Here is a 23050-nt window from a genome sequence, read left to right on the forward strand (position 1 = left end):
TCAGCGCCCCCCGGGTTCGGCGATGGCGGCCCGCATGATCTGACCGGCGATCCGGGCGGCCTCGGCGCTGCCACCGCTGCCGGCCTCCTCCAGGACGACGCAGACGGCGGAGACCGGCTTGCCGTCGGAGTCGAGGGCGAAACCGATGAACCAGCCGTGGTCGGGGCGGTCCGGCGCGGACTGTGCGGTGCCGGTCTTGCCGCCGACGGTGTAGCCGTTGATCCGGGCGTTACGGCCGGTGCCGTTCTGCACCACGCTCACCATCATCTCCCGCAGGTCGGCGGCGACCTGGCCACTCACCGGCCGGCGCAGTTCACGCGGGTTGGCGGTGTCGTAGACGGTGGTGCGGTCCGGTGCGAGGAGCTGACGCACCAGGTACGGCCGCATCTGGCTGCCGCCGTTGGCCACCGCAGCGGCGATCATGGCGCCCTGCAACGGGGTCATCCGCACGTCGCGCTGGCCGATCGAGGACTGGGCAAGCGCCGCCGGGTCGGGGCCACCGTCCGGGTTCTCCATGCTGCCGGTGCGGCTGGCCGCCACGCCCAGGCCACTCTCGCCGAGCCGGCCGACGGTCAGGTCCTCCTGCTCGAACCCGAACTGCCGGGCCTTCTCCTTGAGCACGTCCGGGCCGAGCTGTCCGCCGAGCTTGGCGAATCCGGTGTTGCAGGATTCGGTGACCGCGTTCATCAGGGTCACCTGTGACTCGGGGCAGATCGACGGCGCCGCGTTGCGGATCGGCTCGCCGGAGGTGGGCGGGGTGTAGCTGGATCCGGCCGGGATGTTCGTCTCCTTGGTGATCCCGTTCTCCAGCGCCGCCGCGGCCACCACGATCTTGAAGGTGGAGCCGGGCGGCAGCACCTCGCCGAGCGCCCGGTTCCGCAGCGGCCGTCCCGCGTCCTGCTCCAGCTTGTTGTACGCGCTTGTCGCCTCGTTGCTGCTGTGGCTGGCCAGCGGGTTCGGATCGAAGCTCGGGATGGAGACCAGCGCCTGCACCGCCCCGGTGGCCGGGTCGATGGCGATCGCCGCGCCCTTGCTCGCCCCGTTGTTGTTGCCGCGCAGCTCGTCGTACGCGGTGTCCTGGGCCCGCTTCGAGAGGGTCAGCAGCACGTTGCCGCCGGCTGTGGTGTCGCCGGTGACCATGTCCCGCAGCCGGTTCACGATGAGCTGGTCGCTGGTGCCGGCGAGGAAGTCGTTCTCGGCGCGCTCCAGACCGGTGGCGGAGCCGTTCACCGGCTCGTACCCGAGCACGTGGGCGTACTTCTCACCGCCGGGGTAGGTGCGCAGGTACTTCAGCTCGCCGTCGGTCTCCTTGCTGACCGCCAGGGCGGTGCCGCCGGCCTCGATGTTGCCGCGCTTGCGGTCGTACTTGGCGACCTGGACGCGACCGTTGTAGTCGCTGGTGCGGTACTCGTCGGCCTTGTACGCCTGAATCCAGTTCAGGTTCGCGAAGAGCAGGCCGAACAGGACGATCACGACGACGCCGACCCGACGCAGGGGTGCGTTCACGGCTTGATCACCTCCGTGGGGGCACCGTGCAGCTGCTCGGGCGGTCCGGAGGGCCGGTTCAGCTTGCCACCGGCGCCGTCGACCGGGCGGCGGCCGGCGTCGGAGACGCGCAGCAGCACCGCGATGAGCAGCCAGTTCGCCATCAGCGACGAGCCACCTGCGGAGAGGAACGGCGTGGTCTGACCGGTGAGCGGGATGAGCTTGCTGATGCCGCCGACGATCACGAAGACCTGGAGCGCGAGGGTGAAGGCCAGGCCACCGGCGAGCAGCTTGCCGAACGAGTCCCGGACCGCCAGGGCGGCCCGCAGGCCCCGCTCGACGATGAGCAGGTAGATCACCAGTAGCGCGGAGAGGCCGAAGAGGCCGATCTCCTCACCGATGCCGGCGAAGATGAAGTCGTTCTGCACCTCCGGCAGCAGCAGCGGCTGACCGCCGCCCGGCCCGGCGCCGAACAGCCCGCCGGAGCCGAGGGCGAGCAGCCCCTGGACCAGTTGGTAACCGTCGTCGTACGGCTGGGCGAAGGGGTCGAGCCAGATCTCCGCCCGCAGGTAGAAGTTCGCGAACGGGCCGCCCACCGCCTCACCGAGCACGTACGCGAGGTAGGCGCCGCCGAAGAAGAGAACCAGGCCGATGAGCAGCCAGCTGACCCGTTCGGTGGCGATGTAGACAGTGGCCACGAACATGCCGAAATAGAGCAGCGAGGTGCCCAGGTCCTTCTCGAAGACGAGGACCAGCAGGCTGATCACCCAGACGACGAGCACCGGGCCGAGGTCGCGCCCGCGCGGGAAGTCGATGCCGAGGAACCGGTGACTCGCCAGTGACAGCACCTCGCGCTTGCGCACCAGGTAGTAGGCGAAGAAGACGAGCAGCGCGAGCTTGGCGAACTCACCCGGCTGGATCGAGAAGCTGCCGATGCGTACCCAGAGCTTCGCGCCGTTGATCTCGGAGATGCTGGCCGGCAGCACCGCCGGCAGCATGACCAGGACGATGCCCGCCAGCCCCAGGGTGTACGCGTACCGGGAGATCGACCGGTGGTCGCGCATCAGCGCCAGCAGCCCGGCGGCGAGGACCACCGAGATCAGCGTCCAGGCGAGTTGCCGACCGCCGATGCCGGCGAAGATGGCCAGGTCCGCTCGTTCCTCGGGGGCCGCATTGGCGAGGTCGAGCCGACGCAGGAAGCCAACTCCCAGCCCGTTGAGCAGGGCCACCGCCGGCAGCAGCGCCGGGTCGGCGAAGGGTGCCAGGAACCGGATCACCAGGTGCATGCCGAGGAACACCGCGGTGAGTGTGGCGGCCGGCACCCAGAAGCCCGGGGTGACCGTGTCGAGCACGTTCGCCTCGACCATCGCCCCGTACGCGGCGACAAGCGCCATCGCCAGCAGCAGCAGCGAGAGCTCGGCGTTGCGCCGGGACCGGGCCATGCGTACGCCGGGCCGCTCGCCCGCGGTCGCGGGCGAGGATGCCGGGGTGGCCGGTGCGGTCACGATCGTCCTCGGGTCGGAGCGGGTGCCTACTCGGGCGACCGGCAGGCCGCCGGATCGACCGTGGGCGAGAAGGTGTCGACGGGCGGCGCGTCGGGGGTGCTGTCCGGTGCGGCGGCGGAGCTGCCGGCGGGCGTACCGCTCGGCGTGGCCGTCGCTCCACCCCGCGGTGACGGCGAGCTGCTGCCCACCTGGCTCGGTGAACCGGACGGGAGGCTCGGCGGCGGGGACGGCGAACCCGCCACCGAGGTTGTGGGGCTCGGCGTCAGCGGACAGATCGGCTTGAGGTTCACGTTTGTCGGGCTGTCCATCGTCAGCTCCGCCAGCCGCCGTTCCGCGTCCGGCTCGCTCTTGGCCGGGATGCCCTGCTTGACCTGCTCCTGCGCGGCCAGGGTGAGGTCGTCGAGCTGCGCGCTGCTCTCCGAGTGCACGCTGGAGAGATCCATGCCGGCGATCTGGCCCTGGATGCCACGGAACACCGCTACCTGGCCGTTCTCCGTCGCTCCCACGTAGTACTGGCGCTGGGTGTAGCTCCAGCCGGCGAACACACCGCCACCGACGATCACCAACAGGGCTGTCGTCATCGCCAGCGCACGCAGCGGACGGCGGCGCGCCTCGGGTTCGTCGTCGCTGTTGGCGGGCTCGTCGGGGGTCGGGGGTCGGGGCGCGGAGAGCGCCGAGGCACGGGCCGCCGGGGTGGAGACGTCCGCCGAGGTGGCCATCCCCCGGTCCCGGGCCGCCGCACCGCCGACGATCGGGGCGGCCTCGACGATGTCCCGATCGGTGGCGTCGGCGATGATCACAGTGATGTTGTCCGGACCGCCACCGCGCAGGGCGAGCTGGACGAGGCGCTCGACGCACTGCTGCGGGTCGGCGTACTCCCGCATGGTCTCGCCGATGGTCTCCGCGCTCACCACACCGGAGAGCCCGTCGGAACAGATCAGGTACCGGTCACCCGGAAGCACCTGCCGGACCGAGTACTCCGGGTCGATGTCACGGCCGTCCAGGGCCCGGGTGAGCAACGAGCGCTGCGGGTGGCTGCTCGCTTCCTCCGGGCTGATCCGGCCCTCGTCGACGAGCATCTGGACGTATGTGTCGTCCTTGGTGATCTGCGCGAACTCACCGGCGCGCAGGAGATAGGCCCGCGAGTCCCCGATGTGGACCATGCCCAGCTTGCTGCCGGAGAAGAGGGTCGCGGTAAGCGTGGTGCCCATCCCCTCCAACTGAGGGTTGGCCTCCACGGTCTCGCGGAGTTGCTGGTTGGCGGTGCCCACGGCGGAGCGGAGCGCGTCGACAAGGGCGTCACCCGGGACGTCCTCGTCCAGTGGCGCCATGGCACCGATGACGATGTTGCTGGCGACGTCACCGGCGGCCATGCCGCCCATGCCGTCGGCAACGGCGAGTAGCCGCGGCCCGGCGTAGACGGAGTCCTGATTACCGTCTCGGATCAGACCGCGGTCGCTGTGGGCCGCATAGCGCAGGGTCAGAGTCATGGCCGTAATTCGAGAGAGGTGCGGCCGATCCGGATCGGCACGCCGAGGGGGACGGGGGTCGGTCCGGTGACCTTAGCGCGATCCAGGTACGTCCCGTTAGTCGAACCCAGGTCCTCGACGAACCACTGCCCGTCACGCGGCACCAGCCGGGCGTGTCGCGCGGACGCGTAGTCGTCGGTGATGACGAGGGTGGAGTCCTCGGCACGACCGATCGTTATCTGCGCCTCACCCAACGTGATCCGCGTACCGGCCAACTGACCCGCGGTCACCACCAACTGGTGCGCCGCCCGGCCCCGCTTCACCTTCGCCGGCTTCGCCGTCGCCTGCCCTGTCGACGCGCCCACAGTCCGGGGCGCGGCCACCAGTCGACCCGAACGGGCCCCCGCGAAGAGGTCCCGACGGATGACACCGACCACCGTGAACACGAAGATCCACAGCAGGATGAGGAATCCGAACCGGGCAACGGTGATGACGAGTTCCGGCAAGGCGGATCAGCCGTCCACGCGGAAGGTCAGGGTGGTCGTACCGAGCTGGATCATGTCACCGGGGTTCAACGCCACGGCCGAGACCCGCTGGCCGTTGACCATGGTGCCGTTGGTCGAGCCGAGATCGGTGAGCACGACCTGCCCACCGTCGAAGTCCAGCCGGGCGTGTCGCCGGGAGATGCCGACGTCCGGCAGGCGCAGGTTGGCCTGGTCGCCACGACCGATCACGGTCGAGCCCATCTGCAACGGGTAGGTGCGACCGTCGCCGGAGACCAGCCGGATGTTGCGGCCACCGCCGTGCCCCGGCGGCGGACCGTAGCCACCACCCTGGTCGTACGACGGATAGCCGGGCGGGCCGGCGTCGTATCCGGGCGGACCGGCGTCGTAGCCGGACGGGCCGGCGTCGTAGCCGGGCGCCGAAACCGGGGCGACCTCGCCACCGGTGTAGACCTCCGCGGTGACCCGGAACATACCGGTGTCCAGTCCTTCACCGCGCTCGATCTCGACGATCACGTCTCCGTAGACCGTCCAGGCCTGCTCGCCGATGAACTCCGCCTGCGACTGGGCCAGCTCCTGGGCCAGCGCGGCGGCGTACGGCGCCAGCCGACTGTGGTCGTACGGGGAGAGATCGATCACGTAGCGGTTGGGCACCAACGTGCGCCCACCAGCCAGGATGGCCTTGTGTGCCTCGGCCTCCCGCTGCATGGCGTTGAGGATCTCCACGGGGTGGACCACCCCTTTGAAGACCTTGGCGAAGGCCCCTTCGACCAGGCCTTCCAGACGCTTCTCGAAGCGTTGCAGCACGCTCACCGGCTCCTCCTCGGGTCCCGAGGACATGATGGTATCCGTCCAGAGCGCACGCAGCTCACACGCCGCTCGGCCAGCAGGCCACGGCCCGTTCGGACGGCCTCTGATTGTCGTGCTACTCTTTCGTCCGCCACGAACGGTAACCGCTGCGAGCAGCGAAAGCCATTCGTGGCAGCAGACCAAGGTCACGTAGCATGGTCGAGGCTCGTCGGTCACCGACGGTGCCGGTCCACGCCACGGTCAACCGAGGTCGGGCCACGGGGAAGTGGCGGAATGGCAGACGCGCACGGTTCAGGTCCGTGTGTCCGAAAGGACGTGGGGGTTCAACTCCCCCCTTCCCCACCACAGACGAGGGCTCCGCGGATGCGGGGCCCTCGCTCCGTATCGGGGGCGTGCCGGACGTCACGCTATGCTCCGATGGTTTCTGCCTCCGACGCACCAGGAGTGGCGTGTGAGTGTCGCATTCGTGACCGGGTCGGGCGGGCTGATCGGCTCCGAGGCGGTCCGGCACTTCGCCGGCCTCGGTCTCGACGTCGTCGGCATCGACAACGACATGCGGCAGGAGTTCTTCGGCGAGGAGGCGTCCACCGCCTGGAACGTCCGGCGGCTGACCGACGAGCTGGGCGCGGCGTACTCCCACCACAGCATCGACATCCGGGACCGGGCGGCGCTCGGCACGCTGTTCGGCAGGTACGGCCGGGACGTTGCTGTGGTGATCCACACTGCCGCGCAGCCCTCGCACGACTGGGCGGTACGCGATCCGTTCACCGACTTCGACGTGAACGCCGCCGGCACCCTCAACGTGTTGCAGAGCGTCCGGGAACACTGCATCGACGCCCCGGTCATCCACTGCTCCACGAACAAGGTGTACGGCGACCGCCCGAACAGCCTGCCCCTGGTGGAGTTGGCGACCCGCTGGGAGATCGAGCCGGGTCACCCGTACGAGCAGGGCATCCGCGAGGACATGTCGATCGACGCCTGCCTGCACTCGATCTTCGGTGCCTCGAAGGTCGCGGCGGACGTCATGGTGCAGGAGTACGGCCGCTACTTCGGGATGAAGACGGCGTGCTTCCGGGGCGGGACGCTGACCGGGCCCGCGCACTCGGCGACCGAGTTGCACGGCTTCCTCGGCTACGTGATGCGAGCGAACATGGAGCGCCGCACCTACAAGATCTTCGGGTACCAGGGCAAGCAGGTCCGCGACGCCATCCACAGCTCGGACGTGGTCTCCGCATTCGAGGCGTTCTTCCGCAGTCCCCGCTCGGCCGCCGTCTACAACCTCGGTGGCGGTCGGCACTCGAACACCTCCAACCGGGAGGCGTTCATGCTGGCCGAGCAGATCACCGGCCAGGAAATGATCACCGAGTACGTCGAGGCCAACCGGATCGGCGACCACAAGTGGTGGATCGGTTCCAACGAGGCGTTCCAGGCCGACTACCCGGACTGGAAGCAGGTGTACGACGTACCCATGATCATGCGAGAGATCTACGAGGCCAACGTGGACAAGTGGGTGCCGGGAGCATGACCAAGAAGAACGTGCTCGGTGTCCTGGTCGACGCGACCAACTACGCCGAGGCCACCGAACAGGTGGTGGCCGCCGCGCAGGAACGCCGCCCGCTGGCGCTGACCGCGCTGGCCGTGCACGGCGTGATGACCGGGGTGCTGGATCCGGCGCACAACGCCCGGCTCAACTCCTTCGACGTGGTGACCCCGGACGGGCAGCCGGTGCGCTGGGCGCTGAACCTGCTGCACGGTGCCGGGCTCACCGATCGCGTCTACGGGCCGACCCTGACCCTGCACGTGCTCTCCCGCTTCGCCGACGAAGGGCTGCCGGTCTACCTGTACGGCTCGACCGAGGAGACGCTCGCCCGGTTGATTCCGGCGCTGGAGCGGATGTTCCCGGCGCTCAAGATCGCCGGAGTGGAGGCGTCCAAGTTCCGCGGCGTGCAGCCGGGCGAGGACGTCGACATCGCCGAGCGGATCAAGGCCAGCGGTGCCCGGCTGGTCCTGGTCGGGCTCGGCTGCCCCCGCCAGGAGATCTTCACGTACGCGATGCGTCCGCTGCTGGACATGCCGATGATGGCGGTCGGCGCGGCCTTCGACTATCACGCGGGGCTGCTGCGTCAGCCGCCGCCGTGGATGCAGCGCGCCGGGCTGGAATGGTTCTGGCGTCTCGGCCTGGAGCCCAAGCGGCTGTGGCGGCGCTACGTGATCCTGAATCCCGCGTACCTGGGTCGGATGTTCGCCCAGAAGACCGGGCTGTGGAAGGCCCGGCCGCCCGCGCCGGCCACCGAACGCCCGACCGAGTTCGCGGTCTGACCCGACCCGACGAACGGGCCCCGGCGCTACGCCGGGGCCCGTTCGCTGTTTGGGCGTCAGAGCGTCAACGTCCAGGTGTTGATGTAGCCGGTGTCACCGCCGTAGACGTCGCGGACCTGGAGACGCCAGGTGCCGTTCGCCGCCTCACTGGACAGGTTCCCCGTGTAGGTGGTGTTCACGTTGTCCGTGCCGTCGAAGATGCTGCTGTTCTTCAGCCGGTAGGACGAGCCGTCCGGGGCGAGCAGGTCGATGACCAGGTCGCCACGGTAGGTGTGCACGATGTTCACCGCCACGGTGGAGCTCGACGAGGCGTTCCGGTTGCAGCCGGAGATCGTGATCGAGCTGGTCACCGCCGAGCCCGCGTCCGGGATCGGCACGTCGGTGCCGTTGGTCCCGGAGCAGCCGCCGCCGCTGCCGCCGGTCACCGTCAGCGAGTACGTCGCGCTTCTGGTGCCGGAGGCCGCGGTGCCGGTGACGGTCACGGTGTACGTGCCGGCCGGCGTGCTGGCCGAGGTGCTGATGGTCAGCGTGGACGATCCACCGGAGGTGACGGTGGCCGGGCTGAACGAGGCGGTCGCCCCGGACGGCAGGCCGCTGGCCGAGAGGCTCACCGACTGCGCCGAGCCGTTGGTGGTGGCTGTCGCCACGGTGGCGGTCGCCGAACTGCCCGCCACGACCGAACCGGAGGTCGGCGACACCGAGACCGAGAAGTCGTTCGTCGGCGGCGGGGTGCTGCCGTTGACGACGTAGAGCAACTGGTTCGGAGTTCCCGTGCCGACGTTCGAGATCACGTTCGGGGTGGAGTTGGTGACCAGGTAGTCCCGGACCTGCTGGGGCGTCCAGGACGGGTTGGCCGAGAGCACCAGCGCCGCCACACCGGCGACGTGTGGCGAGGCCATCGACGTGCCGCTGATGGTGTTCGTCGCGGTGTCGCTCGTGTGCCAGCCGGAGGTGATGCTCACCCCCGGGGCGAGAATGTCCACACAGGTGCCGAAGTTGGAGAAGCTCGCGGCGGCGTCGTTGCTCTGGGTGGCGCCGACGGTGATCGCTGCCGCGGCCCGGGCCGGCGAGTAGTTGCAGGCGTTCTGCCGCTGGCCGAGGGCGTTGCCGTTACCGGCGGCCACCGCGTACGTGACGCCGGAGTTGATGGAGTTGATGACCGCGTTGTCGACCGAGGTGTTCGCGCCACCGCCGAGGCTCATGTTGGCCACGGCCGGCTTCACCGCGTTGGCGGTGACCCAGTCGATGCCGGCGATCACGCCGGCGTTGGTGCCGCTGCCGGAGCAGTTGAGCACCTTGACCGCCACCAGACGGGTCGCTTTGGCCACGCCGTACGCCGAGCCGCCGACGGTGCCCGCCACGTGCGTGCCGTGACCGTTGCAGTCGGTGTTGTTGGAGTCGACGGTGTTCGTGCCCCAGGTCGCCCGACCACCGAAGTCCGAGTGGGTGGTCCGGATGCCGGTGTCAATGACGTACGAGGTCACGTTCGTGGCCGTGTTGGGGTACGTGTACGAGCTGTTGAGCGGCAGGTTCCGCTGGTCGATCCGGTCCAGGCCCCAGGACGGGGGGTTCGTCTGGGTGCCGGCGATGGAGACGACGTGGTTCTGTTCGACGTACGCGACAGCGGGGTCCGCCGCGATCCGCGCCGCGGCCCGCGCGCTGACCCGCAGCTCGGCGCCCCGGACGGCCGCGCTGTAGGTCCGGGCCGTCGTACCCCCGTGCCGGCGCAGCAGCCGGTCCACGGAGGAGCCGACTGTCGTACGGCTCACCTCGCTGTCCTTGAACACGACGATGTAGCTGCCTTCGACGGCTGTCGCGCCGCCGGCGCTTCGGACGGTGCCCACCGGTTCGGCCGCCATGGCCGGGGTGGCCGCCGCCACCATGGCCAGCGTGGCCAGCCCGACGAACACGGATCTCTGTGGAAGAGCCATCTTCCTACCTCCCTCCGAACGGCATCGACCGTCCACCTGCTCGTGGCAGATTGATCGATGAATGCCGATCAAGGTGAGGGTAGTTGGCTGCGTGCGGACAGTTAAACATGTCGGATCCCTCATAACACTGGCGAGATGGTTCCCCTACGGGGGACGGGTACGGGACGAACAGGGGGTGAGCCCGGATTCGGCGAGCCGGAAATCGGGCAAGGCTGATGGACATGCAGAGCCATCTCGCCCTCCTGCTTCCGGTCATCGCCGTCTGGTGGGCCGCCGGCTATCTCGCGGACGGGCTGCCCCGCCTGAACCACGCTCGCGAGCTGCGCCAGCACACCGGCTGGCTGCTCGCGCTGACGCTGACCGGGCTCGGTCTGACGGTGGCCCTGCCGGTCGCCGGGCTGGCCACCGTCGGGCCGACCCTGGCGGATCGCGCCGCCGACGGGCTGGCGCTCGCTGCCCTCCCCGCCCTGCTGGTGGCCGCCTGCACGGTGCGCCGGTTGCACCGGCTGTGGGCCGGAGCCGGCGCGCTGGCCGTCGCCCCCGGAACGCCGGCCCCGCACGGACTGCGGGCCGCCGCCGCGCACCCGCTGCTCGGACTACCGTTGCAGGTGACCGGGTTGGCGCTGCTGCCGGCCGTGGTCGCGGCGAGCGGTGCCGGCCAGTTCCTCGGGCCCTCGGCCACCGGGCCGGCCATCACCGTCGCGGCACTGGCCGTCGCGGTGATCGGCGTACGTCACGCGTTGCGCCACAACCGGCTCGCCGAACGCGCCATGCCCGAACGGGTGTCGTCACCGCGCCCGGCCGGCGCCCTGCACGTATAGCAGTTCCAGGATCGCCCTGGTCGCCTCGAACCAGCGGTCGAGCCAGCCGGGTGGCGGCACGCTGCCCCTGGGTGGCAGCTCCATCAGCAGGCCGCGCAGCAGCGGATGGTCCACGAGGGAGCCCTCGTCCACGGCCGACCAGCCGGTAGCCGGGAAGGACGGCTCGGTGAGCGGGTTCGGGTCGAGCGACGGCAGGGTGAGCGGCGACGGCGACTCCGTCGCCGGCTGGGTCTCCCGGCCGGCGTGCTCGGTCTCCGCCGACACCACCTCGGTCAGCACGGTGTCCCGCCGGGCTCCGCGATACTTGCCGCCGAACCGTTCCGGCTTTCCCGGTCCGTTCGTGAGGTTCTCCGACCCGATACTCGTCATCCGTCTCGCCTGCCTCGCTCGGTTACCCGCCCTGCCGGGGGGATGTCGACCAGCGCGTACCGAGAGGTACAACGAGACGGGCACGATGTGGCGACGGCAGCCGGCGGATTGCGAGCGGGGTGACGACAGCAGGATCCCCGCCCGGCCACCGGCCGAACGGGGATCCGTCGTCACCGTCCCCGGCGTCAGGCCCGGGGGAACGCGCCGTCCCTGGTGCTGGCGACGAAAGCGTGCCAGTCACCCGGTGCGAAGACCAGGGCCGGTCCGGCCTTGTCCTTCGAATCCCGGACGCCGACCGCCCCGGTCACGTACGCCACCTCCACGCAGTTGTCACAGTTCGGTCCGCTCTTCGAACTCTTGAACCATGTCGCCTGCGTCAGGTTCACGGAGAATCCTTGCGTCGCCACTTCCACAACGGCTCCTCTGCCAGTCTCGCGATGTACTCGACGGACTCCTCCGGACGCTTGGCCGCTGCTCGAATGTGATCGAAGATGAAGCTGTACTTCTGTAGTTCGTCGCTCTTCTCCAGGAAGAGCCCACCCGTGGCGTTCTCCGCGTACACGACATCCGGATCACCGGCTTCGGGGAAGCTGAGGATCGTGAAGGTGCCATCCATGCCGGCGTGCGCTCCCACCTCGAACGGCAGGACCTGAAGCGTCACGTTCGGCAGCTGTGCCACCTCCACCAACCGTAGGAGCTGGTCACGCATGACCGCGTCCCCGCCCACCGGACGGCTCAACACCGCCTCATCGAGCACCACCCACAGATCGACCGGATCATCCTGGGTCAACAACGACTGACGGCCGAGTCGGACACGCACTCTTTGCTGTACCTGTTCCGGGCTGAAATCGGGGCGGGCCGCGCGGATCATCGCGCTGGCGTAGTCCTCGGTCTCCAGCAGTCCCGGCACGACCTGCTGCTCGTACGCCCGAATCGAGCTGGCCGCCGCCTCCAGGCCCACGTACGCACCGACAAGCACCGTGCTGTAGGGATGCCACCAGCCCTTCTGCCGCGCCTCGCGGGCGATCTGGACCAGCTCGTCGCTCTCGGCGCCGACCACCCCGTAGATGCGGAGCATGTCCCGCACGTCCCGGGGAGTCGCAGTCGTGTGCCCCGTCTCGATCCGCGAGATCTTGGAGGCCGAGCACTCCAACTGTTCCGCCACGGCCTCGATGGTGATGCCGGCTGCCTCGCGCTGGCGGCGCAGTTCCGCGCCGAGCCGGCGCCGCCGGATGGTCGGGCTGCGCCGCTCGCTCACCGTGTCACCTCTCCGCTTCGACGCGCCACTCTCACCGCCCGCCCATGGCGCGATCGTTGCGGCGAACGTACGCGGCGTGGGTGGTGCCGGTCCTCGGCCGGCCGCGGCGGCGAAGCCGGCCCTCAGTGTGCCGCCCGGGTGGCGGCGCGTTCAAGCGCCGTTTCGCGCGAGCCGCTCACGTATCGGCAAAAGTCGACGTGCAACTTGCATGACGCACGCTCCTGATGCACTCTGTCCGTATGACCCGGGTTACTGACCGTCTCCGATCCGTCTCCGCGAGTGATCAATCTCGTGGAGCAGTGGGTCGCCGGCACTCCCGGTCGTCACCTGCCGGCGCGGCTCCCGGGATCGGAAGCCGTTCGCCCACGTCCGACGGCGGCAGCTACGGCGACACCTCCTGATCAGCCGACCGATCGGATAGGAGCTCAGCCACCAGCAGCTCCGTACTGACGGACCACGACACCGGCCCCGACCCCCCGAGACACGACCTCGTCGTCGGAGCCGACAAACCCCCACCCTTAGCCGGCCTTCCCCGCCGGCCGACCCTTCCAGGAGCCCATGTGCTTCCCCGCTCCGGTGACGTACTGCACGTGACACGCGCGGCGAGTGTCCAGTTCCTCAGACCCATTCTGTTCCGGGTGATCCGGGTGCTCGACCGGCCCACCTACGACGGCTGGCTCTGGCTCGAAGGCTACGAGTTGAACGCGGCGGGGGACGCGGTCAACCGTCGGTCGATCTTCGTCCAACGGGCCGGTCTACAGCAGGTCGAGGCCGCCCCGCAGCCGCGCCCACACACCGTACGTTCAGCCCGCCGGCCGACCGTACGAACCCCGGTTCGGGTGCGCTGAGCACCCCCGACAGCCACCTGCGTTCGAGCTGAAAAGGATTCGGGGGGCATGCCGGCGACATAGAATCGGTATGCCCACCCCGGCATGTCTCCACCCCGCGCCTCCCGGACCCCGAACCTGGGATGGCCATGGTCAATATGTCCGCGCGGGAGCCACACCGATCCCGCATCGCCTACGCCTTCGGACTCCTGGCGCTTCTCGGCGCCGTCACCACGGTGGTGGTGCTGGGCCGCGACCCCGCCCTGTCGTCCACCCGGCTGGCCGAGCCGGTGCCGGCCCCGGAGATCACCGTGGTGGAGAGTGAACCGGTCGAGCCGGACGCCCGCTCGGGCGGCATGTGGGACGCCTTCGGGACGGAGGGCTTGTTCGACGAACCGATCGCCGGTCCGGTGGAGCCCTCCGGCGACGCCGGCCAGTCCACAGACCCGACCGACCAGGACGTGCCCGCCCGGGCCACGGGTGATCACGGCCGGGAGGAACTCAGCCGCTCCCTGTTCTGGTCGGGGGTGTTCGGGCTGGCGATCTCTCTCGCCGGTCTCGGACTTGTCGGGACGAGACGCCGCATGTGGTGACCCCGCCGATCAGTCGGTGGGGCTCGCCGTGACGGTTGGCTCGGTGGTCGGCTCACCAGTCGTCGGTGACGGACTCGGACTGGCCTCGGCGACCACCAACCGCACCTCGTCGCCCGCCGCCACCAGCTCGCCGGCCTCCGGGTCGGTCTCGATGACGGTCCCCGGCGGCTGGTCCGACGGGCGGTACTCCACCTGATAGCCGAGGTCGAGACCGTCCAGTGCCGCCCGTGCGGCGGCCTCCGGCAGACCGACAAGCGGCGGTACCGGCACCTGGACGGGGCGGCACTCGTCGTCGGTGGTGGTGACGGGGACGTGGTGGTCGGCGACGGTGACGCAGTGGTGGGTGGAGCGCCGGTGGTGGGCGAGGGCGACTCCGGTGCCGGCCCGTCGCCGTCGAGCCCCTGGCTGGCCAGCCAGAACCCGCCCCCGATCAGGCCGAGCAGAAGCAGCAGCAGGACACCCCAGAGGATCGGCAGCCACCACGGTCGACCGGGCCGCTCGTCGGCGTACCAGTCGCCACCGGCCAGCTCGCGGTCCACGCCCGGCCGCACCGAGGGCACCTCCGCCCGCCCGGACCAGGCCGCCGCCCCGGCGCGCTGAGGCGGCGGCACCGGCGCGGTGGCATCGGCCGGCACCGCCGGCTCGCCGGCTGCCCGATCCATCGGCGCCGTCTCGTCGGGAGCGCGCCCGATCGGCGCCGTCTCGTCGGGCGTACGCCCCAGCGGTGCCGTCTCGTCGGGCGTACGCCCGAGCGGCGCGGTCTCGTCCGGGGTGCCGCCGGACGGTGGGATCGCTCGGGTCCGGTCGTCCGGTTGCCCGTCGCTCGGCTCCTGGCGGTCGTCGCTCATGGCACGTCCTTTCCGCCGACCGGGCGGGCAACAGACCCTTCGACGGTCAACCTAGCGGTTCTGCCGCCCACCGGCCGGTATCAGCGTGTCGGGTGCGCGTCACGGCGCTGGAGCGCTCGCGTCCGGGCTCGGTGGCGTGCCGCACCAGATCTGGACCACGTCGTTCCACCTGCCGACCGTCCCGCCCACCGGTCGTTGCGAGCTGACCGTGCCGGACCGCCCGTTGGGGTATCGCGGCGAGAAACCCTCGTCGACGAGTTCCGCCCCTGCCTCGTTGCACGCCTCGCCGGTCAGGTCCGGCACCTCGTTCGGCGGTGCGGCCCCCGCCACGCTGACCTTGACCGTGACGCCGCGCCGCACCGGCGTACCCGGGGCCGGATCGGTGCTGCTCACGCTGGAACTGTCACCGCTGCCGAAGATGAGTTGCCAGCCCAGGCCCAGGTCCCGCAGTTCCTCCCTGGCCTCCTCGAAGTCCGTGCCGACCAGGTCGGGGACGGTGAGCCCGGTCGGCCGGGCCGGGCTGGGACTGGTGCTCGGGGTGGCCGGGGCGGTGGTCGTCGGCCGCTCCCGTGGCGGCGACGTCCGGACGGCAGGGGTCGGGGTGGGGGTGCCGGTCACGCCGGATGCCACCGGGTCCGGCCCCACCTGGTCCCCGGCGAGCACCCAGCCACCGGCGGCACCGATGATCGCGAGCAGTACGGCGGCGGCACCGCCGCTGATGATCAGCCTCTTCCGGTCGGAGGCGGTGTCACCGCGCCCGGACCGCCCGTCCGTGGTTCCGTCCGTCATCCCGCTCACCGCCTCATCACCCGCGACCGTAAGCGACCCGGGCCAAGCACTGTCCGTAACCTTTGCCTGCTGGTGCCGCGCACGACTCGCCGCACCGACCACAGGACGTTACGCTGCCCGGCATGGCCAGACAGGGCTGGGGAGGATCGATCGCCACTGCGGCCGGCGTGGCAGCCGGTGCCGGGGCCGCCCAACTGGGTTTCGGGTACGGCCTGGGCATTCTCAACTGGGCACCGACCGAGGCGAACGCCGGCACGGCAGCCTGGGTGGCCAGCCTGATCTGGGCCACCTGGATCGCGGCCACGTCGACCATCTTCGGTGCGGTCTGTGCGCAGCGGCTGCACGACCGACGTCGAGCCGCGTCGCCGTCCGACACCGCAGCGGAGGTGAGCGGGGCAGCGCCGTCCGAAGCCCCGGTTCCCGCCGCCGGTGAGCCGCAGTCGGCGCTGGTGAAGCGGGCCGGCGGCGGGCTCTGGGGTGTCGCGTTGGCCGTGGCGGCCGGCCTGGGTGCGCTGATCACGGTATTGCTGGTCGCCGTGCCGGCACGGGTCGCCGTGGTGCCGGACACACCGTCCCCTCGGGACATGGCGGCCGGGTACGCGGTTGTCGGCGTGCTGATCGGGACGCTCGTGGCGGTCTGGGCGCTGCGGTGCCGCGCCGCCGCCACGAACGTCATCGCCACCGCCGGCTGGCTCTGGCTGCTCGCGGTCATCGCCGTGGTCGACTCGGTGCTCGCCGGGCGCGGGTTGACCACCGCGCAGCTCGGTATCTGGCAACTCAGCTCGGGCAGCGACCAGTTCTGGGTCCGGGACTACTTCTACTGGCCCGGTGCGGTCCTGTCGCTCGGTTCGGCACTGGTGATCGGCGCGTTGGCCGCGCGCAGCGGCGTACGCGCGACCGACCGGCGGGTCGGTGCCACCGCCTCGGGCGCCGCCGGACCGCTGCTGGTGGCCATCGCCTACTTCCTCGCCGTGCCGAGGCTCACCGCGATCAGCCCGGAACAGGTGTCCGCCCACCTCATCGCCCCGTACGCGGTGATCGTCGGCATTGGCGGCTCGGTTCTGGTGGCGGCACTCGCCCAACGATCGGCCCGGCTCGCGGCGAGCCGGTCGAGCAGCCCAGGCGCGCCCCCGGTGGTGCCCCGGCAACGGGTCGGGGACGAGGATCGACTCACGCGCGGGTCCGAGCCGGACACCGAGCGGCCCGCGCCCGGTGTCGAGCGGTCGACGCCGGGTGCCGGACGGCTCGCGCCCGGTGCCGAGCGGTCCGCGCCGACTGCCGGGCAGCTCGACGAGACGAAAACCGGCGAAGTGACGGAGGCCCGGAAGGAAGCCGCCACGGCACCCGCCGCACCGAAGCCGGCGGTAGTCAAGCCCGCAGCGCCCAAACCCGCAGCACCAAAGCCCGCAGCACCTGAGCCGAGGGGATCGGCGGAGGCAGCTGGGAAGACCGGTACCTCGGTCTCCGAGGTACCGGCCGGCAGCGAGGAGACGCCCGAGAGCGGGGGCCGCCGCGTCCGGCCACCGCGACGGGGCCGCTAGTACGCCTGGATCCTGGTGGGGAACGGCCCTCCGAAGGGCGATCTCCTGTCCGGATCTGGTGAGACCGCCGGACCGCTCAGTCGAGCGGCCAGGTGTGCACCGGCTCGTTCGTGTACTGCAACTCCGCGTAGCGCTGGAGCATGTGGTGCAGGGCGGCCCGGCGGTCCAGACCCAGGTGACGCTCGGCGGCCCACACCGTGGCGGTCTGCCAGATCGCACCGTTGCGGCCGGTACGACAGCGTTGCTCGATGATGCCGAGCAACCGGTCCCGGTCGGCGGGGGCGACGCCGAAGCCGTCCAGGCCGGCCGCGGCGAGCGGCAACAGCGTGTCGAGCACCAGTGTGGTCACCGGGACATCACCCAGCCGAGGCCAGTGCAGGACCGCGTCCATGCCCCGTCGGGCAGCCGCGTGGAAGTTCTCCTCGGCTGAGCTGAAGGTGAGCTGACTCCAGATCGGCCGGTCCGCCTCGGCCATGCCCCGCACCAGTCCGAAGTAGAAGGCGGCGTTGGCGAGCATGTCGACGACTGTCGGCCCGGCCGGCAGGACCCGGTTTTCCACCCGTAGGTGCGGGCGGCCGTTCATGATGTCGTACACAGGTCGGTTCCACCGGTAGACGGTGCCGTTGTGCAGCCGCAGCTCGGCCAGCTCGGGAACGCCGCCGGAGTGCAGGACCTCCACCGGGTCCTCGCTCTCGCAGATCGGCAGCAGGGGCGGGAAGTAGCGGACGTTCTCCTCGAACAGGTCGAAGATCGATGTGATCCACCGCTCACCGAACCAGACCCGGGGCCGTACGCCCTGGGCCTTCAACTCGTCCGGTCGGGTGTCGGTGGCCTGTTCGAACAGCGCGATGCGGGTCTCCGCCCAGAGTTGGCGGTCGTACAGGAAGGGTGAGTTGGCACCCACCGCCACCTGGGCGGCGGCTATCGCCTGCGAGGCGTTCCAGTAGTCGGCGAAGCTGTCCGGCGCCACCTGGAGGTGGAACTGGAGGCTGGTGCAGGCGGCCTCCGGCGCGATCGAGTCGTTGTGCGTACGCAGTCGCTCGACGCCGCGGATGTCGAGCTCGATGTCCTCGCCGCGGGCGCCGACGATCTGGTCGTTGAGCACCCGGTACCGCTCGTTCGTGGAGAGGTTGTCCGCCACCAGGTGTCGCTCGTTCAGCGTGGGCAGGATGCCGACCAGGACGATCCGGGTGTCCGACCGCGCCGCGCGCTCGTTGGCCCGGTTGAGGCTGGCACGCAGGTCGCGTTCGTAGTCTGCGAAACCGTTGCCGGAGATCAGTCGCGGGTTGGCGTTCAGTTCCAGGTTGAACTGCCCCAGCTCGGTCTGGAACAGCGGGTCGGCGATCGCGGCGAGGATCTCTTCGTTGCGCATGGCCGGTTCGGCAGCCGGGTCGACCAGGTTCAGCTCGATCTCCAGACCGGTCATCGGCCGGTCGGCGTCGAACCCGAAGTCGTCGAGCATCAGCGCGAACACGTCCAGACAGCGGCGGACCTTCTGCCGGTAGCGGACCCGATCCTCACGGGAGAAGGCGGCTCGATCGACGTCCCTGCCCATGTTTCCTCCCGGCGCGCGACGCCACGGAGCGGTGCCGCCCCGGAGCGCACTGTGAACCATACTCGGTGGAAGCGCCGAGCCCAGCCGCCCCGAAGATCGGTCCATTGGCGCAGTCCACCCCGCCGATGAGGTCGATCGCGTCGGCCTTACCTGGTCGGTCGCTCCCGCCCGATTACCTACCCAGCCGGGCCGCCGGACCCGCAGTGACCAGCGGCGAACAAGTTGTGACAATTCGCACCGCGAGTGAGCCGGGTGGGAGCAGACCCCGGACAGCCGACAGGCCCGCGCGGTGCGGGCGCGGGCCTGTCGGGGCGTACGGATCAGGACTGCCGGATGGCTTCGCCCTCGATCTCGATCTTGACCTTCTTGCCGACCAGGACACCACCCGACTCCAGGGCGACGTTCCAGGTCAGACCGAAGTCCTCACGGTCGATCTCGGTGCTCGCCGAGAAACCGAAGATGTCCTGGCCGAAGGGGCTGCGGCCGACACCCTCGAACTCGACCTTGAGGTCGACCGGACGGGTCACGTCCTTGATGGTCAGTTCGCCGGTCAGGACGAACTCGTTGCCCTCCTGCGACTTCACACCGGTGCTGCGGTACTCCAGCGTGGCGAACTTCTCCGCGTCGAGGAACTCCGGGCTGCGCAGGTGCGCGTCCCGGTCCGCCTGAGCGGTGTTGATGCTGGCGGCCTGGATGGTGGCGGAGACCGTGGACTCCAGCGGTTCCTCGGCGATGGTGATGGTGGCGCTGGCGTCGGCGAACTCGCCGCGCACCTTACTCACCATCATGTGCCGGGCGACGAAGCCGACTCGCTTGTGCGCCGCATCCAGCAGGTAGGTACCGGCCGCCGGGATGGTGAGGCCGTTCCACTCGCGGGTAACCGGCTCGGTGCTGCTGGTCATGAGAAACTGCCCTCCGGGAGAGATTGTTTAGTAGCCCAACGTCTGCGTCAGCAACTATAGCCTCAGCAATATTCCTGCTGTCAAGTATTGGTACGATGGGCTGGTGAAAGCGAACGCGTTCGACGATCCTCGAATCACGGCCGTCGGCCTGCTCTTCGAGGTGCACGCCGGGCTGGCCGCCCGATTCGCCGCCCAGCTGGAGGAGCACGGTCTGTCACCTGTCGAGTTCGAGGTGCTGACCAGACTCACCAGGTCACCTGACAATCAACTGCGGATGACCGATCTTGCCGCCCAGACCTCACTTTCCACCAGTGGGGTGACCCGCGTGGTGGACCGGATGGAACGTGACGGCTTCATCACCCGCCGCGCCTGCCCCTCCGACCGCCGCAGCTCGTACGCGGTTGTGACCCCCGCTGGCCTGCGCCGGCTCGACGAGAGCCTGCCCGGGCATCTTCAGCTCATCGAGGACTGGTTCACCGGGCAGCTCGATCCGGCCGCGCTTGGCGCGCTGCTCGACGGCCTGCGCCGGGTCCGCGACGCCGTGCATCCCTGCGCCACAGCCGGTAGCGGCTCCGCCGGTGCGGCGGGAGCCGACTGCGCCAACGACGAGGTGAGGCGCATCGATGATCCGGACCGTTGATCCACACGTCCGTGGACGGGCTGCGGACCGTGGGTGCGCGCGGGACAGCCGAGCGTCACGGGACCGGCAGAAAGACCGGCAGAACCAAAGGGTCAATGGTCGATAGCCCACCAAACCCGACAGACGGCCTCGATGCTCCTGGCTAATCTCGCTACGGCGGGGGCAACGGGGGGCAACGGCGCGGGCGATGAGCGAGGGGTGGCAACAGGGGGCTTCCTCGTCCGCGCCGCCCCCGTCCCCGCCACCGGTTGACCCGGATCGCCTCACTTCCCGTTCCGGGTCACCGAGAGCACGTAGAGCAGTTCCTCCTCGTGTTTGAGCAGCCGGATGCCGCCCTCCCGGCAGGCCAGGTCCAGGCGATCAAGGACCGTCGGGTCGGACGTGCTCGCTGCCAGCCCCACCAGGGCCTCCACCACGATGCGTCGGTCCCGACCGGTCTCGTCCGGCTCCGCCGCAGCCGCGAACCATTCCGCTGCCACCTCCCGGTCCCCCCGGTGCAGCGCCAGGTGGCCCTCGATCAAGGCGCCTGTGCCGTCGACCGGACGCAGTTCGGCGAGCACCTCGGCGGCCTCGACCGCCCGACCGGCCTGCGCGAGCGCCAGACCCAGCGTGCCCAGCACCTGTCGCCGACCACGCGGCGTACCCAGATCGCTAAGCGCCGTCAACACCGCGCGGGCCTCGTCGACCGCGTCGGCGTACCGGCCCTCAAGACGGAACACCTCCGCGACGGTGCCCCGGGCCAGCACCCGCAGCCGCTGCTCCGCGCACTGCCCACCGAGCCGGTCCACCACAGCCAGTCGACGCCGCGCCGCCGTCAGGTCACCGAGTCTGATCTCGTGCCACGCCAGCTGATGCTGTGCCACGGCCGTCTGGCGGGTCAGGCCATGCTCGGTGGCCAGGCTGAGCACCGCCTCCGCCTGCTCCCGTGCCTGCCCCGGTCGCCCGGTCGCGGCCAGCAGGACGCCCAGCACCGTCCGCGCCTCCAGCTCGCCCGGCACGTCACCGAGCCGGCGGAACTCTGCAAGCGCCGCGCGAGCCGTGGGCAGTTCCGTTGCGGACGCACCGTGCTCCCCGGCGAGCATCGCCACACCGACCGAGGCCCACGCGCGTAGGGCCGGGTCGGCGTCGGCGGTACGCGGGTCGGCCAGCAGGCGCAGCAGCCACTGCCGGCCCACCACGTCCCGCCCACGTGACCGCCACCATCGGGGCAGACTCACCGCGAGGCGTAACGCGGTCAGTGGGTCGTCGACCGCCGCGTAGCCGAGCGCCGAGCTGATGTCGCCGGTGACCTCGTCGAGACGGTGCGCCGCCGCACCGGCACCGGGTCCGGTCAGCCCCGACGCGGTCCGCTCCACCAGCCGGGTCACCAGCCGGGCGTGCCGGCGTCGGATCACTGTCGTCTCGCCGGCACCGGACGCCTGCTCGGCAGCGTAGTCCCGGACCGCGTCGACGAGCCGGAACCGGAACGAGCCACCACCTCGGACGCTCAGCAGCCCGAGATCGAGGAAGCGGTTCAGCAGCGGAACCGGATCGACGCCGGTACCGGCGAGCATCTCCTCGGCCAGTTCCACCGACCACCTGTTGCCGAAGGCGGCGAGCCGGCGCAGCGCGGCCCGCTCCTCAACGGCGAGCAGCCGGTAACTGGTGGCCACCGCGTCACGCAGTGTCTCCGCCACCGCCGTGCGGGCCTCGTCGCCTCGTGGCCGTGTCTCCCACCCGCTGTGCGTGGCGGCCGAGGTGTCCAGATCCAGCACCCGGTCGCCGTACCTGTCGAGCAGTTCGGTGAGGTCGAGCAGCCGGCCGCGCGCCGCCATCAGTTCGATGGCCAGCGGCAGCCCACCCAGCCGGCGCACAAGTGCGGCCAGCGCCGGCAGTTCGGCGTCGGTCGGCGGTTCCCGCCGGACCTGGGCCAGCCGCGAGGTGAACAGGGTGACCGCCGGATACCTGGCCAGGGTGGCCGGATCGGTGTCGCCCGGTGGTGGCACCTCCAACGGCGACACGGGCCGCACCCACTCACCCGGCAGCCCGACCGGATGCCGGCCGGTGACGAGCACCCGCAGCGACGGCACCGCAGCGACGAGGCGGTGCAGGGTGCCGGCCACCGGGTCGGGCGCCCGTTCCACGGCGTCCACAAGCAGCAGTGCCCGCCGGTCACCGAGCCGCGCGGCCAACTCGGTGTCCCGGGCCACCCCGAAGACAGTCATCGCGGCGGCCAGCACGTCGGCCGCGTCCGAGCCGGCACCGATCAGCACGCCCGCGACACCACCGGCATGGGCGGGCGCGGCGGCGTGCACCGCCGCCAGCGCCAGGGCCGTCTTGCCGACGCCGGCCAACCCCACCAGGCTCACCACCCGGGGACCACGCGGATCGTTCAACAGGCTGGCCAGTTCGGTGACGTCGCGCTCCCGGCCGATCAGCTCCGGCGGTGGCGGCAGCCCCAGCGGGGTACCGACCTCGGGCTGTGCGGTCGACGGGCCGGTGCCCCGGGCGGCGGCCAGGAACGCCGTCCGGGTGGGGCCGGTCAGTCCGAGCGCCTGGGCGAGCAGTTCCACAGTGGTCCGCTGCGGCCGGGTGGAGCGCCCGCGTTCCAGGTCACGGACCGTCCGTACGCCGATGCCGGCGCGGGCCGCCAGCTCAGCCTGGGTGGTGCCGGCAGCCTGCCGATGGGCCCGCAGCAGCTCCGGTAGACCGGCGTGCGGCGGACCGGATTGACGATCATGACCGGGAGCCATGGGCACGGACAATACGGGCCAGGCCCGACATCGGACACGGGATCGTCGGCCACCCGACGGTGCCGCGCCGAAAGCCGACAACTGCCGGCCGGACGGACAGCCGTCGATGGTGCCGGTGGGCAGTTCCTGGTCGACACCGGCTACCGACCCGGG

At 70.6% G+C, this 23050-nt stretch carries 21 protein-coding genes and 1 tRNA gene; 8 read left to right on the forward strand and 14 right to left on the reverse strand.

Features of this window, described 5'->3' with window-relative positions; all coding sequences use genetic code 11:
- The 5 genes from CLT74_RS21475 to CLT74_RS21495 are packed head-to-tail and all read right to left on the reverse strand — an operon-like array spanning position 1 to position 5802.
- Positions 1-1506, reverse strand: coding sequence for a peptidoglycan D,D-transpeptidase FtsI family protein (locus CLT74_RS21475; protein ID WP_099848297.1), 1506 nt, complete (start codon positions 1504-1506; stop codon positions 1-3).
- Positions 1503-2990: an FtsW/RodA/SpoVE family cell cycle protein gene (locus CLT74_RS21480; RefSeq protein WP_099848299.1), complete on the reverse strand. Its 1488-nt coding sequence runs from the start codon at positions 2988-2990 to the stop codon at positions 1503-1505. Before CLT74_RS21480 ends, CLT74_RS21475 begins: the two co-directional genes overlap by 4 nt.
- A gap of 26 nt (positions 2991-3016) precedes the next feature.
- Positions 3017-4480, reverse strand: coding sequence for a protein phosphatase 2C domain-containing protein (locus CLT74_RS21485; protein WP_099848301.1), 1464 nt, complete (start codon positions 4478-4480; stop codon positions 3017-3019).
- On the reverse strand, positions 4477-4965 hold the full coding sequence (locus CLT74_RS21490) for an FHA domain-containing protein FhaB/FipA (protein ID WP_099848303.1): 489 nt from the start codon (positions 4963-4965) through the stop codon (positions 4477-4479). Before CLT74_RS21490 ends, CLT74_RS21485 begins: the two co-directional genes overlap by 4 nt.
- Positions 4966-4971: 6 nt before the next feature.
- Positions 4972-5802, reverse strand: a complete 831-nt coding sequence (locus tag CLT74_RS21495) for a DUF3662 and FHA domain-containing protein (protein WP_099848305.1) — start codon at positions 5800-5802, stop codon at positions 4972-4974.
- Positions 5803-6031: 229 nt separating this feature from the next.
- On the opposite strand from CLT74_RS21495, the gene CLT74_RS21500 reads away from it, so the two are divergent.
- The 3 genes from CLT74_RS21500 to CLT74_RS21510 all read left to right on the forward strand — a co-directional run bounded on the left by CLT74_RS21500 (position 6032) and on the right by CLT74_RS21510 (position 8091).
- Positions 6032-6117 (forward strand) — tRNA-Leu (locus tag CLT74_RS21500).
- Between the two features lie 64 nt (positions 6118-6181).
- Positions 6182-7297 (forward strand): NAD-dependent epimerase/dehydratase family protein, encoded by a 1116-nt coding sequence (locus tag CLT74_RS21505; RefSeq protein WP_199172235.1) that lies wholly within the window; start codon positions 6182-6184, stop codon positions 7295-7297.
- Positions 7294-8091, forward strand: a complete 798-nt coding sequence (locus tag CLT74_RS21510; RefSeq protein ID WP_099852540.1) for a WecB/TagA/CpsF family glycosyltransferase — start codon at positions 7294-7296, stop codon at positions 8089-8091. Before CLT74_RS21505 ends, CLT74_RS21510 begins: the two co-directional genes overlap by 4 nt.
- Positions 8092-8147: 56 nt before the next feature.
- Here CLT74_RS21510 and CLT74_RS21515 read toward each other — a convergent pair whose 3' ends face one another.
- The gene (locus tag CLT74_RS21515; protein WP_099848309.1) at positions 8148-10022 is read right to left on the reverse strand and encodes a S8 family serine peptidase; all 1875 of its coding nucleotides are present in this window, start codon (positions 10020-10022) and stop codon (positions 8148-8150) included.
- A gap of 221 nt (positions 10023-10243) precedes the next feature.
- Here CLT74_RS21515 and CLT74_RS21520 point away from each other — a divergent pair, with 221 nt between their 5' ends.
- Entirely contained in the window at positions 10244-10843 is a 600-nt protein-coding gene (locus tag CLT74_RS21520) for a hypothetical protein (protein ID WP_099852542.1), read from the forward strand.
- On the opposite strand, the gene CLT74_RS21525 is transcribed toward CLT74_RS21520, so the two are convergent.
- The 3 genes from CLT74_RS21525 to CLT74_RS21535 all read right to left on the reverse strand — a co-directional run bounded on the left by CLT74_RS21525 (position 10811) and on the right by CLT74_RS21535 (position 12470).
- Complete coding sequence (locus CLT74_RS21525) at positions 10811-11212, reverse strand: hypothetical protein (protein WP_099848311.1); 402 nt, start codon at positions 11210-11212, stop codon at positions 10811-10813. The two genes, CLT74_RS21520 and CLT74_RS21525, sit on opposite strands and share 33 nt — an antisense overlap.
- 185 nt (positions 11213-11397) lie before the next feature.
- Positions 11398-11619 (reverse strand): DUF397 domain-containing protein, encoded by a 222-nt coding sequence (locus CLT74_RS21530; protein WP_099848313.1) that lies wholly within the window; start codon positions 11617-11619, stop codon positions 11398-11400.
- A complete protein-coding gene (locus CLT74_RS21535; RefSeq protein WP_099848315.1) occupies positions 11595-12470 on the reverse strand; it encodes a helix-turn-helix domain-containing protein in 876 nt (291 codons plus the stop codon). The genes CLT74_RS21530 and CLT74_RS21535 overlap by 25 nt, the downstream gene beginning before the upstream one ends.
- A 560-nt stretch (positions 12471-13030) precedes the next feature.
- Here CLT74_RS21535 and CLT74_RS21540 point away from each other — a divergent pair.
- Entirely contained in the window at positions 13031-13318 is a 288-nt protein-coding gene (locus CLT74_RS21540; protein ID WP_099848317.1) for a hypothetical protein, read from the forward strand.
- Between the two features lie 122 nt (positions 13319-13440).
- Complete coding sequence (locus CLT74_RS21545; protein ID WP_099848319.1) at positions 13441-13890, forward strand: hypothetical protein; 450 nt, start codon at positions 13441-13443, stop codon at positions 13888-13890.
- Between the two features lie 9 nt (positions 13891-13899).
- Here CLT74_RS21545 and CLT74_RS31485 read toward each other — a convergent pair whose 3' ends face one another.
- On the reverse strand, positions 13900-14370 hold the full coding sequence (locus tag CLT74_RS31485) for a PASTA domain-containing protein (RefSeq protein WP_486582465.1): 471 nt from the start codon (positions 14368-14370) through the stop codon (positions 13900-13902).
- Between the two features lie 467 nt (positions 14371-14837).
- Positions 14838-15527 carry a PASTA domain-containing protein gene (locus CLT74_RS21555; RefSeq protein ID WP_099848321.1) on the reverse strand — a complete coding sequence of 230 codons (690 nt, stop codon included), beginning with the start codon at positions 15525-15527 and terminating at the stop codon, positions 14838-14840.
- A gap of 122 nt (positions 15528-15649) precedes the next feature.
- Between CLT74_RS21555 and CLT74_RS21560 the strand changes: the two genes are divergently transcribed.
- Positions 15650-17068: a hypothetical protein gene (locus tag CLT74_RS21560; RefSeq protein ID WP_099848323.1), complete on the forward strand. Its 1419-nt coding sequence runs from the start codon at positions 15650-15652 to the stop codon at positions 17066-17068.
- A 76-nt stretch (positions 17069-17144) separates the two neighbouring features.
- Here the strand turns inward: CLT74_RS21560 and CLT74_RS21565 are convergent, their stop codons facing one another.
- Positions 17145-18623: a glutamate-cysteine ligase family protein gene (locus CLT74_RS21565; RefSeq protein ID WP_099848325.1), complete on the reverse strand. Its 1479-nt coding sequence runs from the start codon at positions 18621-18623 to the stop codon at positions 17145-17147.
- Between the two features lie 320 nt (positions 18624-18943).
- Complete coding sequence (locus CLT74_RS21570) at positions 18944-19525, reverse strand: YceI family protein (protein ID WP_099848327.1); 582 nt, start codon at positions 19523-19525, stop codon at positions 18944-18946.
- 103 nt (positions 19526-19628) lie between these two features.
- On the opposite strand from CLT74_RS21570, the gene CLT74_RS21575 reads away from it, so the two are divergent.
- Complete coding sequence (locus tag CLT74_RS21575) at positions 19629-20165, forward strand: MarR family transcriptional regulator (protein ID WP_486582467.1); 537 nt, start codon at positions 19629-19631, stop codon at positions 20163-20165.
- A gap of 263 nt (positions 20166-20428) precedes the next feature.
- Here the strand turns inward: CLT74_RS21575 and CLT74_RS21580 are convergent, their stop codons facing one another.
- Positions 20429-22897 carry a helix-turn-helix domain-containing protein gene (locus CLT74_RS21580; RefSeq protein WP_099848329.1) on the reverse strand — a complete coding sequence of 823 codons (2469 nt, stop codon included), beginning with the start codon at positions 22895-22897 and terminating at the stop codon, positions 20429-20431.
- Between the last annotated feature and the right edge of the window lie 153 nt (positions 22898-23050).

Source organism: Verrucosispora sp. CNZ293 (assembly GCF_002754655.1).